Below are 13,327 nucleotides of genomic sequence, written 5' to 3'. Positions count from 1 at the left end.
TTTTGTGGGATCAGGAGGGCAACTTGCCGTCCAGGCGATTTTTAAAGCAATTTTGGAGGCGATTTTCGTTTGCCTTGCTCCTTGGCGGTGGATGCTGAAGGGATTTATAAGCGTGATGCTACAGGTAACCTCGCATTTAGAAACGTCCAATAGCCCCGTCTGGATGCGCCAGCGGGGATGAATCGGGGTAACAGTTTGTCCAGCCAATCCAATGTATCCATTGGCGTTGGGTTCATCATGGTGGGGTAAAGGTGGAGCATATCCGTGTCGTCCCCCTGGGCTACGAGTTTCCCAGCAACCCATAGTGCTGCATCCGCTGCGCGGCGCAGATGTCTTGCCCACCAGCGTTTCAACGTACGGCGGCTATAACGCACGGCAGGAGTTGTTGTGCTTTCTGTCGTCTGCCGCCAAGAGAATCCCTTGTGCTTGCGCTTTAATGCCGCTTCTCGCACCCAAGTCGCATACCGGGCCCATGGAATCAGGAACTCCGGCAGGAGGGAGATTGTTATTCTACAGGTAGGACAATATCGACGGTAGATCGGGATCTGGATGACCTCATGCTTCGTCACAATTCCTCGCCAATAACGACCGTGTTTATGGAGAAGCCGACCGCAGTTTTCACAGCAGAGCTGGACGTCAGGAGATTGATTTCCGAATGTGCGTAAATAAGCCTTGCAAGAAAGGCCGAAATAAAGTATTTTTGACATGATGAAGTGAATGCTCCCGGGGATCCTCGCCAAAGGTTCGGGAGCATTTTCCTTTTTAATCGACAATAGCCTAATCCACCGTCATTGTACAGAAGGGATTAGGCTATTGTCGGCTGTTTATTCGGTTTGGCTCCGCCACACCGAATGGCGAATTCATGCCTTTTTCCCGCCATAAAGTCAGGCGGCGAACATAATAGACGGGCAGCTTTTGCATGAAACTCTAAACTCCAACCATATTCCTGAATCCTGGATACTGTCCCAACTGAAGGCACGCGGCAAAAAGTTAGAGGACGTATTCTACGCCGTAAAAGGCAGCAACGGTCAACTTTATGTGGATGATTATAAGGATAATATTCGGCATCCAGTTGATGTGGAATAGTATTGATTATAAATAGCTACCTGAGATTCAACGTAATCAAATAATTATATTTTGCAGCGTGCTTTAGCTCATCCAATATGATACCATACACCGTATCTTTATAGATGCCAGCAGGCAATCCAAACCAGATGTTGCGGTATTTTTCCACCGCACCCAACTCCCCCATCAAGGCCCGCTGTAGACCCTCTATATAGGATTGCACCCGCTCATATTGCTCACTACTGATGCCTACAATTTCCTGTCCCGTCAAAGCCCGATACATCGCTCTATACATTTTATTGTGGCCGCGCTCATCGTTACGGATGCTTTCTATAATGGCCACCTGTTCTTTTGAGGGAGCCAGGTTGATCAATTCATCGTAGAACAACTCATCGTTACGCTCCCCTTGTACCGCTTCCTTTATCATTTGGACTGCTTTCGGAAATTCTGTGCTCCATATAGGCACAAAATCGACTCGCATATAGTATGGACTTCCCCAGTAAGAAGGCACTTGATACAATTTTGTCTCCTCCCAACGTCAGCTTATTGTTTATAGGAAAGTATATGAGCATCTGCCCATATCGGTTCCTAACATTAGGGGAAAATGACGTTCCGTGTACTTACAGGTTAAAATAACCGGTTGGGTCGAGTAACACGTTCTATATCAGCTTAGAGTAGAAATAACGCAAAGCCGGACATGATCACGGGGCTTAGCGTATATTTTCGTTAAAATGTTGGCGGAACCCCTCGAAGAAAACAACAAGCTCCGGGAAGCCATGTCACCCGAGAACCGGCGTTATTACGAGGACATGGTCGTTTATATCCGCAGCAGCCGTTTGCAGGAAGCCAAAAGCGAGGAGCTATTGCTTGAGATCGCCCAGCATTTGTCGGAAGCCCAAGCCCGGGGCCGGACGGCCCGGGACGTGTTCGGCGACGATCCGGAGGCCTATTGCAAGGAATTGGTCGCGCAGCTGCCTAAAATGAAGGGCTTGAGCGCGCTGCAATTCCATCTCGTCGTCCCCTGGATTACGCTGACCTGGTTCTTCTTCGTGCAGGCGGCGGCCGGATTCATCGCCATGTGGGTCGGAGGGCCGTCGGAGCGGATAACGCAAGTCGGGATATCCACGATCGTCATCATGGCCTGCAGCTCTTATATCCTGATCCATTCGTTGCTTTTTCGTCATCGGACTGGTTGGCGCGAAGCTGCTGCTTGCAAGCAAATAGTCCCGGGACCATCCGTCCGGTTCAAGCATCGGCTTCCGATCGCCCGTCTTCTGTCCGTTCGGCGAGCTTAGGCTTCCGGGGCGCCGGCTCGCCCCCTTCGGGACGACCGCTTCCATAGCGGGGACAACTGCACGAAGATCACGGCGAAGCCGGCCAGCAGCAGTCCGGACAGCTCGATCGCCGACAGGCTCCGATGAAAAACGAGCACATCCAGGGCTGCGACCTCCAGCAGCATCAGATTGTTGATGAGGCTGCTTTCGTAGGCCCGCAGCCGTTTTTGGCTCCACGTCCAAAGCGAGAAGGCGAACGCTCCGTTGATCGCCCCCAGCCATAACAGAATGCCCGCAAGCGGCCACGAGAAGCTCGGCACCCCTTCGAGCGCAAATCCGACGGTCAGCATGCCGGCGGCGCCTATGGCCATCGGCGCAAGGACCAGCTCTCCCGGCTGCGCCCTGCCCGTCTTCAGCAAATGTCTCGATAGCGCCAGATGGACCGCGTACCCGACGCAAGAGGCCAGAATCAAGAGGATGCCGCTGAAATGGCCCCGCCAAAGTCCCATGGGTAATAAAACAGGACGATCCCCGCCATCGCGGCCGCGATGCCCAAAAACGACGAACGGCCACGAATTTCCCGTAGCCAAATCATGTCCAGCGCGACCAGGGCCGTCGTATTGCCGACTGCCAATACCATGCTCGTCTGCGTCGGCGTAACGAACATTTGGCCGGCGTACTGCAATCCTTGCGCCATCAGATAGCCGGTCGCGCCGAGCAGAATATAATGCGCGGGGCGCAGGCCGGAGCGCGCTCCTTCCGCCGGCGCAGCCGGTCCTGACGCTTGCCGCGCCGTTCGCCGGCGCGACGCGATCGCGCGCGCCAGCAGCAGCGCGCCTGCCGACACCGCGTATCGGAGGCCGGCCAAGGTGAACGGTCCGACGCCGTGCTCGAACGCGAATTTGTTCAGAATATACGAGGTCGACCACAAGAGCGTGACCAGCACGGCCGCGCCGACAGCGATGACGTATCGATCTCTATGCCCTTCCGGCGAAGCGTTGGCAAGGCTGCCGGCGCGAACGCGATCCGGCGTGCTCATGGCCGCCTCATCGCTCCGTTCGAGGCGAGCCATTCCCCGATGCATGCCGCCGCCAGCGCCAGCGCCTGCCTGCGATGATCATGGGGCTCGACGACGTCCGGTCCGAGCTCGGCAATCGTGCGTCCGCCCGGCAACTCGAAGATGCGGGCATAGCCGTCCGCCCGGTCGCCGCGCGGAGCGAGCGCGATCCGTCCGCGCAGCTCGCCGCGGCCTGCCCAACTGCCGCCGTCGGGAAAACGGACGGCCACCGCGCTTACGAACGCTGCGCCGCGACGCGCAGGCTCGACGCCCGTCAGCCGCTCGAGCAGCAAGAGGCTGCGGTCGTCATCGCTCCCGGGGCCCAGCGGGCCGTGCGGACGCCGGGCTGCCCGCCCAGCGCATCGACGCACAGCCCCGAGTCTTCGGCGACGACGATACGGTTCTCCGCTTCTGGAATGGCATGCGCCTTCAAAAGCGCGTTCGCCTCAAACGTATCTCCGTTTTCGTCCACGTCTTCCGCTTCGCCGGGGCGCAGAGGCCTGCTTTCGACGGACAAGCGGTCGAACCCTTGCGACAACCATCGCATTTTCTCCGGATTCCAAGTCGTCAGTACGATTTCCATGTTCTGCTCCTCCTGTTTCCATCCTTGCGTGAACGTTCGTCCACTCTCATTGTAGTTGGAAAAGGGGGAATAAAAAGTGTAAACTACTTTCGACAGATCTTCCCCTTTTTTTTAAACGGAGGTGCCTCCTTTGAGGCTGGCAGAGCATTTCTTCAAGCTGCGGCAACTATTCGGCGACCTGGAAGCAGGTCGAGCTCTCGAGACGACTTTGGATCAATTGGCCGACGTATGGCACTGCACCCCGCGCAACGTCAAGTGGATTCTCCGCCGCTTGAGCATGGCCGGCTGGATCGCCTGGTCTCCGGGGCGAGGGCGCGGCAACCGCTCCACGCTCGCGCTGACCGCCTCGGGATCGGATGTTGTGCTGCTGCTCGCGCAGGAAGCAACGGACAAGGGACGTTTGCAGGACGGGATTCGCCTGCTTGGCGAACACGGGGCCGGCGAAGACATGCGCGAGCGTTTTGCGCGCTGGCTGGAAGGACGGTTCGGCTACCATATCGACGCCGACGAGAACCGCCAGACCGACACGCTTCGTCTTCCCTTCTACCGCGCCATGCCCAATCTCGATCCGGCCTGGACGCTGCGCCGTACCGAGTGGCACATGGTCCGGCAAGCGTTCGATACGCTCGTCCGCCGCGGCGACGACGGCCAAACGGTTGTTCCCCATCTGGCTTATTACTGGGAATCCGACAGCACCGGGCGAATCTGGACGTTTTATTTGCGCAAAGGCGTGCTCTTCCACGACAAAACCGAGCTCCGCGCCGAAGATGCGCGGTACACCCTTGAGCGATTGACATCGGCGGAATTCGGAAGAACGGAATGGACGGAGCTGCCTTTGGCAGGGATGCGAACGATCGGCCCTTACGGTCTCGAGATCAGGCTGCGGCGGCCGTACTGGCTGTTGCCGCAGCTGCTCGCTTCGCCTCGCGCCTCGATCCTTCCCCGATCGGCGGCGCGGTCTCGGGAATTCGCCAGGCTTCCGGTCGGGAGCGGACCGTTTCGCGTAACGGAGAACGGCGACTCGCAGATCGTTCTCGAGGCGTTCCCCGCCTATTTCGCGGGCCGGGCCCAGCTCGACCGGGTCGAGCTGTGGATATTGCCGGAAACGAGCCATCGCCCGTCGGCCCTGACCGAGCTCGACGGGGAGACGATCCCGTATATTCACCCCTTTCAACTTCACGGGGGGAGCGGCCATCCGCCCGACATCGAACGGGTCGAGGCCGGCTGCACCTATTTGACCTTTCAGCGGAACAGACCGGGACCGCTGGAATCGGGCGAGTTTCGGAACTGGCTCATCCGCGCCGCCGATCCGAACCTGATGAACGCGGAGCTCGATCCCCGGAAGCATCGTCCGGCTCGCAGCTTTTTTCCCGAATGGAGCCTGATGGAGATGGAGACGGAGCTTCGGAACGGCATGAAGCGTCGGACGGAGTTGGGGCCTCCCCCGATTTTCCCGGAGCGGCCGTTGCGGCTGCTGACCTACCGCATCCTGAACGATTCCCTTGAGCGAAACGCCCGCTGGCTGAGGGATCGATGCGCGGCCGCAGGGGTCAAACTCGAGGTCGAGGTACGGGACTATGAGGATTTTATTCGGCCCGAGGCGATCGATGAAGCGGATCTCGTCCTCGCCAACGCGGTCGCGGACGAAAATCCGGTCGTCTCCTTCCTGCGCCTCATGTACGACGACCGTCATGTCGTGCGCAGGCACCTCTCCTCCCCCGTTCGGGAGCGTCTGCATGCCAGGTTGCTGGAGGCAGAAGCCGAACCCGAACCCGGCGAACGCATCCGGCTTGTGCGGGAAATCGAACGGTGGCTGAGCGACGAAACGGCGCTGGCTTTCTTGTACCATTTGAAGCAGATGACCTATTTCGACGAGCGTCTGATCGGGGTGCAGGTCAATCCTTACGGTTGGGCGGATTTTTACCGATTGGCGCTGCGACCGTTCGCGTCAAGGCGATGATTCGTCGCTTCGATATTCCAGAATGTCCCCGGGTTGGCAATCCAGCGCTTTGCAAATGGCCTCCAGAGTCGAAAGCCGGATCGCTTTTGCCTTCCCGTTTTTCAATATCGAAAGGTTCGCCATCGTGATTCCGATCCGCTCCGAAAGCTCGGTTACGCTCATTTTCCTTTTCGCCAGCATCACGTCAATATTGATGATAATGGCCATATTTTTCACCTCAGACCGTTAGATCGTTCTCGGATTTGATATCGATGGCATTTTGCAGCAGCTTCTGAAGAACGGCGGCAAAGACGGCAATCACGATCGAACCGAACGTAATGACCAACCCGATCGCCACGATTCCCGGGGCGTCGTCTTGATCCGCCATGAGGTACAGGAACGGCAGGATGGCGACATACAAGATCGTGATGAGGATGGCGCAGCGTTTGATCGTTTTTAAGGCCTTGACGATAAATCCGAGAACGCGTCGTTCTTGTCGATATAGGTTAAAAGCCGCAGAGCCTGATACAAGGCAACGAAAAACGGAATCGCCGAAACGTACATGCCGGTTATAGCGGGATACAGCCAATAAGCCGGAAAATAATCCGCCGTTTCATAAGCGAACCTGGGCAGCCCGAAGATGCACAAGGCAAGGACGGGGATGGCAATCAGAACAACGGCGATTTTCAAAAAAAGAGTTTCCGGTTTCATCAAAAACACCTCGCATCGGGAATGGTCCCTTTGAATGTAACACGAAATTTATCGATTTACAATAAATATTTATTCTTTATCGCTGATGCCTGGGAAAATTCAGTAAATTCTTCAGCCAAGCCTAAAAATTCGTCAAATGACAACGCTTTCAATTGTGCGATACTTCACTTGCATCCGAAATGGTTTGACGTTCCCGGTTGCCGCCTGGCCCTACTTTACCGCAAGAAGGTGGCGTTTGCGGCTTCCATCTACCTGAATTTCTTCACCCATCATTTTTGGATCGACGTTCGCTGGTGGCTGTCGGCCTTGGTGCTGGTCGTATTTTGGCGAACATGGGTGACCTACGAGGTCGGTAGTCGCCGCTACCGAATGCCGTTCGCCCTCTCTTTCGTGCTGATCGGCTTCTTTATTTGGATCGCGGAGAATGTCGCCACCTTTTTTCGCGCGTGGGAGTACCCGAATCAATCCGGCGCCTGGCGTCTCGTTCATTTCGGCCAGGTCAGTTCATGGCTTCTTCTCGTCATCGTCGGCTTCCTGATCGTCGCCGCGTTGAAGCAGGTCAAGAAACAGCGCCCTGCGGCAGAACAGGAAAGCCGCGCTTCCTTTCTAAGAGGGTAGCTTCGTCGATGAGCGTGGTGCGGCGGAGCTTCTGGATTTGGTCTCGTTAGTTGCGATTGCAGCGACGGCTCATAAACTTCTCCGCATCGTACGGAAAAAAGAAAACCAGGCCTTCGTCGCCCGGCGGCCTGGTTTTCTCCCTCGCGGGAGGGAATCAGCGATCATTTTGCACTACACTGAAACCTTCTTGTAAAGGTTCCCGAAAAAAAATCCGCCCCCAACGCGGGACGGTTTTTCAAACAAAGTCGATTACAAATCCCCTAATGTGTTCACCGTCAGAACGGACAAGTATGCACTCACAAGCCCCAATAGACAGAGAGTCGCGTACATCGCATCCGGATTCACCGAAATTTGAATCAGATTGAGCAAGGTTGGAAGCTGAATGATGGCGACGGCGAAAATGACCGTCGGGACGACCGCCCTCCGCCAAAGCCCGAAGCAAAATAGCGGAATCAGGGAAGAAAGAGCGACAACGAGGGAATGAATAATCGCCCGAAACGCATAGACCGCAATGTCGGCCAACGAGGGTTCCCCGGCAATCACGCCCAGCGCCCGATCGAGCGCGTAGGTTGCGATGCCGGCAAGCGCGAAAGAGATAACCGTGCAGATGAAAACCGCCGAAACGATAAACATCGCTTTCGCCGTGACCAGCCGCTTCCGGCTGATCGGGTATCCGAAGGAGAGCGCGATCGTTTTATTTTTATACTCTTCGATGAATACGTGATTGATAAGAGAAGCCCCGAACATAACAAACCCCATTTGAATCGGCAGCATCAGCGCCATGGCATTGGAATAGCTTTGGTTGAAATCGGCGGTCGGGAGGTCGGCAAATACGACTTTTAGAAAAAACGTCGGCAAAAACGTCAGGATCGCCCAATAAATGATCAATTCGCCGATGACTTTTTTTCGTTCCAATTTTCTCCATTCAAGCTCCATCAGCTTAATCAAGCCGATCTCCCCCTTGAATCCGATGATAAAAGTAATCTTCGAGCGTGCTCGTATGTTTCCGGATCTCCTCGACTTCAATCCCTTGCGTAATGAGCAGTTTTGAAATCTCGCCCGTGGACAAACTTGCGTCATAAATCCGGATTTTGTTGTCCTGTACGATTTTCAGATTTGAAAGCCGAAGGTGATGTTCGAGCAAATAAACCGATTTTTGCACGTTCGAGGCGACGATTTCAATATAATCGGTCCGCATCTGTCTAACATCCGGCATGGATACTTCGTCGGCCAATCGCCCGTGCCGAACGACGCCGATCCGGTCCGCCACCTGTTCGATTTCCCCCAGGATATGGCTGGAAAGAAGAAACGTAATGCCGTATTCCTTGTTCAGCGTTTGAATCAATTCTCTCATGTCTTTAATGCCGATCGGATCGAGGCCGTTGGTGGGCTCATCCAGGACGATCAGTTCCGGCTTCGTGATCGCGGCCCGCGCGATGCCCAGCCGCTGCTTCATGCCCAGCGAAAATTCCTTGACCTTCTGTTGTTCGACTCCGTTTAAATCGACCAGGCCCAGCGCATCGCGAATCGCCTTTTTGTCGTAAAAGCCTAAATATTCGCAGTGAAGCTCAAGATTTTGCATGGCCGTCAAGTGCTCGAAAAAGATCGGGTATTCGATAATGCTGCCGACCCGTTTCAACCCTTCTTTGGCGGTTTCGGCGAGTTTTTTTCCGAACAGCTCAATCTCTCCGGAAGTGGGCAGGACGAGTCCCGCGATCATTTTCATGATCGTCGTCTTCCCGGCGCCGTTCGGTCCGAGCAAACCGTAGATCTCGCCTTTTTTTACCCGAAGATTTACATTCGATACGATCGTTTTCCCTTTTGCTGTTTTCGTAAGTTCGTAAGTCCGAACGATGTCGCTCATGAGCCGAGCCTCCTGCGATTTCAATTCGTTTCTTTCGGTTTTCTTTATCTTAATGCGGAGAATGAAGATTTTTCTTTCTCATTCCTTACATGTTTCTTACGAAAAAGAGATGTTCGTCGGAACATCTCCCGGGCGTTTTTAAAAAGTCAATTGTTTAAATGTGCAGGTAAACGTCGTTTTCTCATGCGGCGAGCTGCTCAGCCGAATCGTCCCCTTCATTTGCTCCGTCAGGCGCTTGGTAATGCTGAGGCCGAGACCGCTTCCTTGGAACTGCGGGTTCCGGGCGTCATCCAACGTATAAAGTCTTTCGAATACGCGGTCCTGGTGCGCCTCGGTTATGCCTTTCCCCCGGTCCCAAACGTCGACGGCAACGAATTCCCCTTCTTCGCGAAGCGTCAAGCCAAAAACGCCCCCGTCGCTTCCGTACCGGATCGAATTGGAAATCAGATTGCCGAGAATTCGCTGCAGCGCGTGCTCGTTGCCGAGAATGTAGATGGGCCGTTCCGGGATTTCGAGCTCGACCTGAAGATTTTTCGAGACCAGCAGATCGTAAAACTCGAGCACGCTTTGCCGGCAGACTTCGTTGAGGGCTAGTTTGCTTAAAGGGATTTCGTAATCATCCGATTCGATTTTGACAAGGTCGAAAAACTGATTGACCAAAGCAATCAGTCCGTTCACTTTCTCGTTCAGCCTCGACACGGTCTGCTTCTTTTCTTCTTCGCTCATCGGGATTTCCTGATTCAGTTTTTCCGCATACCCCAGAATGACGGTCAGGGGGGTTTTCAAATCGTGGGACATGTTGGAGATCATTTTCCGCAGACTGTCCTTCGTTCGGGCGTAATCCGCCATGATCTTCCGGTTGTGATCCAGCAAACGATTGATCTGGACGAGCAAAAGCCGAAGGTCGGCCTGGCCTGTTTGGAAAAGCACCTTCTCGGCCGTCTCCCGGTCCAGGATGTCGCCGATTTTATCCGTAATGTCCCGGAGGCGGCGGCTCCTTTTTTTTCCCGAAACCCATTGCCACCCGACGATTGCAGCCAAAACGCCGATGAGGACGTATAAAATGATCGCCATCGCCTACTCGCCCATTTTATATCCGATTCCCCAAACGGTCCGAATGTACCGGGGGTTCGACGGATCCTCTTCGATTTTTTCCCGAAGTCTCCGGATATGCACGTTAATGACGTTTTCATTCCCGTAATAATCGTCTTCCCAAATCAATTGATAAATTTGCTCCTTGGTGAACACTCTGCCCTGACGGGTCAGAAACAGCTTCATAATGTGAAATTCCTTGGATGTGAGCTGTACCGTTCGTCCCCCGACTTGCGCGGAAAACGCATGCATATCGAGAACGAGATCCTTGAACTGAAGCGTATGGACGGCCGGCTCGTTTTCCGGCCGGATATACTGCGTGGCCCTGCGGATGGCAGCCTGGACACGAGCGGTCAATTCGATCATGGAGAACGGCTTGCTTACATAATCGTCCGCGCCGAAGCCCAGTCCGAGCGCCTTGTCGAGATCGCTTCCTTTTGCCGAAATAATCAGGACGGGGACGACGCTCGTTTCCCGAATTCGTTTCAGCAAATCCATGCCGGTTACTTTGGGAAGCATCAAATCGAGCAGGATCAAATCGAATTTCTCCTGTTGAAAAAGAGCAGCGGCTTCCTCTCCGTCATGCGCCGTAAAAACGGCGTAGTTCTCCCGCTTCAAATGACTTTCGATCAACTGGCTGATCTCCCTGTCGTCCTCGGCAAGCAGTATTCGTTTCGGCATAAGTCAAGTTCCCCCAACGCAAGGCTTGTTAATGTTCGTCCTGTTTATTATACAGGCATTTTCCTGTCGCGGGGCGCGAGAGTATTTTGAAATTGAAGTTGAGAGTCCTTTTGTCTTATCGTGATTTCAAAAGGAGGGAGATCCAATGAAGTTTTTCCGGGGCCGTAAATTTCTCGCGGCGTTTACGCTCGCGATCGCGCTCAGCGCGGTTACGGCGGGGGCGGCCAGCGCGTTGCCGCGCCAGACGGCATCGACTTACTACCAGTGCTCGGGCTGGGGAGAGTGCTTGGAATTCGCATATTGGCATGCGTTTCTAAGGTAAAAACAAGAGAGGGCCGTTCCGGAGGCAAATATCGCAATCCGGGGAACGGCCCTCTTTACTCGGTTATCAAATCATGGGCTAAACGCTCAAAGCCTTTTTTCAGATAACGGTAATAAGTGCTTGGGGAAAGGCTGAGACGGGCAGCTACAACTTCGTGCTTGCCGATTTTTTGGATATAGGCGAGCCGGATAGCCTGCGCCAGAAGTTGGTCCTCCTCCGTCCCCCTGCTCATTTGCTCCAGGCCTTCCGACAGTGCTTTGCGGACTGCGGCGGCAACCGAGCCTTCCGTCAGGGCCATTTGCCTGATTTTGTTCGAGCCCTGCAGCGTGCGAAGGAGATGAGGTTCGAGTTCGAGAGCCTGAGAGTCGTTCAACGCTTTTTTTAGCAACACTGAAATTTCCTGTACGGAAACGGAACCTTTCGGGTTGTCCGAAAACAGCCGCTCGGTCAGCGGATCCGATAGCTCCCTCTCCCGCAAGTCGAGTTGATAAGCGCGCACGGGGGTCCCGTTCGTATAACGGGAATCCGCCCATGGCAGCCGCTGGAAACCGATTGAAGCATAAATATCCGCAAAATAGGCGATCGGCGTCAGAGTCGTAATCAATTTATCGGCCAGATTCAATAACAGGTACCGCAGGAGATAGCCGAAGATGGAGGGGTCGAAATCGGGAAGCGTGCATCCCAACCAGATCAGGTATTCCTTTTCCTGCAGCGGCGATTGCGAAAGATAGGCGCGAAAGATAGGGTTTTCTTGAAAAATCGATCGGGTTTCCGGTTTCAGCGGAACCAGAGCGTAAAACGCCGCAAGCCGGCCGTCCGCCCAAAAAACCGTAAAGGACGACGGTTCCGCTTCCCAGACCGCGCGAAAATAGCTTTCCTGATGCGTCTCGTCCGGCAAATAAGGCGGAATCGTGGAGGTCCAATCCCGATACATCTTCCCCATTGCGGGCAAATCCGTGTCGTCCGCCGCGCGCACCTCCACCTGAAAGCGTTCCCCCTGGCCGCGAAAGCCGTAATTGCGGAGAAGCTCGTTATCGTGCAAATAAAGCAGTTCGACCATCAGTTGTCTTTTTAGATCGGCCGGCGCCGCGGCAAGCCGTCTCTGCAGGAAGAATAAAGCTTTTCGCCGATACAGGTCGTAGGTTTCCGGAGCGCGGTTGCGCAAATCCGCTTTTATCCAATCCCTGACGGCATCGACGACGCTCCACCCCCCTTCGTCCGATAAGGAGACAAACGGCAAACCGGTAAATTCGCGGAAGGCTTCGTCCGGGATTTCCTGTCCCGCTACTTCTTCCAGCATCTCCTGATCGAAGCGCCAGAAAATGGAGGCCGCATCAAGCAACTGTTTTTCAAACGAGTTTTTCAGATCCTGCAAAAGGACGGTGCATAAGGACTGGATCATTTGCCTCTGCAAGGAACCTTCCCGAAGAACTTCCGGCCCGTTCCGCAAAACGGCATCGCAGGCAAGCGTCAGAGCCAAAGGAATTCCCTTGGAAAATCTCTCGATGGCATCGCGCGTTTCATGATCCTGAATGCCGCGAGATCGGGTATATCGATAAATCGCGCTGCGGTTTAACGGTCCCAGCTTGAGGTTGTATACGAGACCGGTCCAGCCCGGAGCCCGCAGCCATTCCCCTTCCAACGGATACCTTCCCGCCGTGCAGACGCGAACGCGAACGGAAAGCCGAGGAAGCCAGAAGTCGCGCAGCCATTTTTCAATCGGTTTGCATTCCTCGAACGAATCCAAAATCAAAACGAAGCCTTGCCGGGCAACGGCTTCCCGGTTCAGAACCTCCGCAAGAGCGGCGCCATCGTCGGCCGTTTCGGAAACGGGAAGCTCCCACCCTTTTTCGATCAGCCGCATGCGCAATCGGTTCAGAAAGTCATGGGGAGCATGCTGCTCCTCGCCGCCAATCCACACGGTCGCCTCGCCGGTTTCCCTAGCAAAGCTTCGAAGCAGACCGGTCTTCCCGATGCCGCCCGGCCCGTGCAAATGCACAAGCCGCCAATTTTCATGGTCGGCGGCTAGTTCTTTGCGCAGGAGCGCCAGCTCGCGCGAGCGTCCGACGAACCGTTCCTCTTCGTTCTTCATCATCACATCCCGAATGCGAACCATGATCC

General features: G+C 54.9%; 15 protein-coding genes and 2 pseudogenes. 4 read left to right on the top strand and 13 right to left on the bottom strand.

Annotated elements, in window-relative coordinates:
• Positions 1–104: 104 nt before the first annotated feature.
• A complete protein-coding gene (locus tag JW799_RS30310; protein WP_420830679.1) occupies positions 105–707 on the bottom strand; it encodes a DUF6431 domain-containing protein in 603 nt (200 codons plus the stop codon).
• A 395-nt stretch (positions 708–1,102) separates the two neighbouring features.
• Complete coding sequence (locus JW799_RS21880; protein WP_245809865.1) at positions 1,103–1,576, bottom strand: ferritin-like domain-containing protein; 474 nt, start codon at positions 1,574–1,576, stop codon at positions 1,103–1,105.
• Positions 1,577–1,841: 265 nt separating this feature from the next.
• Between JW799_RS21880 and JW799_RS21875 the strand changes: the two genes are divergently transcribed.
• Entirely contained in the window at positions 1,842–2,360 is a 519-nt protein-coding gene (locus JW799_RS21875; protein WP_240353374.1) for a DUF1129 family protein, read from the top strand.
• Here the strand turns inward: JW799_RS21875 and JW799_RS28930 are convergent.
• The 4 genes from JW799_RS28930 to JW799_RS30305 are packed head-to-tail and all read right to left on the bottom strand — an operon-like array spanning position 2,357 to position 3,979.
• On the bottom strand, positions 2,357–2,812 hold the full coding sequence (locus tag JW799_RS28930; protein ID WP_240353373.1) for a DMT family transporter: 456 nt from the start codon (positions 2,810–2,812) through the stop codon (positions 2,357–2,359). The genes JW799_RS21875 and JW799_RS28930 overlap by 4 nt on opposite strands.
• On the bottom strand, positions 2,809–3,378 hold the full coding sequence (locus tag JW799_RS28925) for a DMT family transporter (protein WP_240353372.1): 570 nt from the start codon (positions 3,376–3,378) through the stop codon (positions 2,809–2,811). The genes JW799_RS28930 and JW799_RS28925 overlap by 4 nt, the downstream gene beginning before the upstream one ends.
• On the bottom strand, positions 3,375–3,767 hold the full coding sequence (locus tag JW799_RS29780) for a non-canonical purine NTP pyrophosphatase (protein ID WP_205431696.1): 393 nt from the start codon (positions 3,765–3,767) through the stop codon (positions 3,375–3,377). The genes JW799_RS28925 and JW799_RS29780 overlap by 4 nt, the downstream gene beginning before the upstream one ends.
• A complete protein-coding gene (locus JW799_RS30305) occupies positions 3,671–3,979 on the bottom strand; it encodes a non-canonical purine NTP pyrophosphatase (protein ID WP_205431694.1) in 309 nt (102 codons plus the stop codon). Before JW799_RS30305 ends, JW799_RS29780 begins: the two co-directional genes overlap by 97 nt.
• Positions 3,980–4,109: 130 nt before the next feature.
• Here JW799_RS30305 and JW799_RS21855 point away from each other — a divergent pair, with 130 nt between their 5' ends.
• Positions 4,110–5,939, top strand: coding sequence for an ABC transporter substrate-binding protein (locus tag JW799_RS21855; RefSeq protein WP_205431691.1), 1,830 nt, complete (start codon positions 4,110–4,112; stop codon positions 5,937–5,939).
• On the opposite strand, the gene JW799_RS21850 is transcribed toward JW799_RS21855, so the two are convergent.
• A complete protein-coding gene (locus tag JW799_RS21850; protein WP_080839434.1) occupies positions 5,928–6,146 on the bottom strand; it encodes a helix-turn-helix domain-containing protein in 219 nt (72 codons plus the stop codon). The genes JW799_RS21855 and JW799_RS21850 overlap by 12 nt on opposite strands.
• A 10-nt stretch (positions 6,147–6,156) precedes the next feature.
• Positions 6,157–6,482 (bottom strand): annotated as a pseudogene (locus JW799_RS21845) (DUF2975 domain-containing protein).
• Positions 6,483–6,834: 352 nt separating this feature from the next.
• On the opposite strand from JW799_RS21845, the pseudogene JW799_RS21840 reads away from it, so the two are divergent.
• Positions 6,835–7,247 (top strand): annotated as a pseudogene (locus tag JW799_RS21840) (DUF817 family protein); the annotation flags it as partial.
• A gap of 249 nt (positions 7,248–7,496) precedes the next feature.
• On the opposite strand, the gene JW799_RS21835 reads toward JW799_RS21840, so the two are convergent.
• The 4 genes from JW799_RS21835 to JW799_RS21820 form a co-directional block, all read right to left on the bottom strand.
• A complete protein-coding gene (locus tag JW799_RS21835; RefSeq protein WP_205431690.1) occupies positions 7,497–8,195 on the bottom strand; it encodes an ABC transporter permease in 699 nt (232 codons plus the stop codon).
• Positions 8,188–9,111 carry an ABC transporter ATP-binding protein gene (locus JW799_RS21830; RefSeq protein WP_080839428.1) on the bottom strand — a complete coding sequence of 308 codons (924 nt, stop codon included), beginning with the start codon at positions 9,109–9,111 and terminating at the stop codon, positions 8,188–8,190. The genes JW799_RS21835 and JW799_RS21830 overlap by 8 nt, the downstream gene beginning before the upstream one ends.
• A gap of 138 nt (positions 9,112–9,249) precedes the next feature.
• A complete protein-coding gene (locus JW799_RS21825; RefSeq protein WP_205431689.1) occupies positions 9,250–10,185 on the bottom strand; it encodes a sensor histidine kinase in 936 nt (311 codons plus the stop codon).
• A gap of 3 nt (positions 10,186–10,188) precedes the next feature.
• On the bottom strand, positions 10,189–10,884 hold the full coding sequence (locus JW799_RS21820; RefSeq protein ID WP_080839423.1) for a response regulator transcription factor: 696 nt from the start codon (positions 10,882–10,884) through the stop codon (positions 10,189–10,191).
• Between the two features lie 145 nt (positions 10,885–11,029).
• Between JW799_RS21820 and JW799_RS21815 the strand changes: the two genes are divergently transcribed.
• Positions 11,030–11,206, top strand: coding sequence for a hypothetical protein (locus JW799_RS21815; RefSeq protein WP_176220871.1), 177 nt, complete (start codon positions 11,030–11,032; stop codon positions 11,204–11,206).
• A 55-nt stretch (positions 11,207–11,261) separates the two neighbouring features.
• Here the strand turns inward: JW799_RS21815 and JW799_RS21810 are convergent, their stop codons facing one another.
• A complete protein-coding gene (locus JW799_RS21810; RefSeq protein ID WP_205431688.1) occupies positions 11,262–13,322 on the bottom strand; it encodes an AAA family ATPase in 2,061 nt (686 codons plus the stop codon).
• Positions 13,323–13,327: the final 5 nt, after the last annotated feature.

The organism is Cohnella algarum (assembly GCF_016937515.1).
Taxonomy (GTDB): domain Bacteria; phylum Bacillota; class Bacilli; order Paenibacillales; family Paenibacillaceae; genus Cohnella; species Cohnella algarum.
This window is presented reverse-complemented; position numbering and strand designations above follow the sequence as displayed.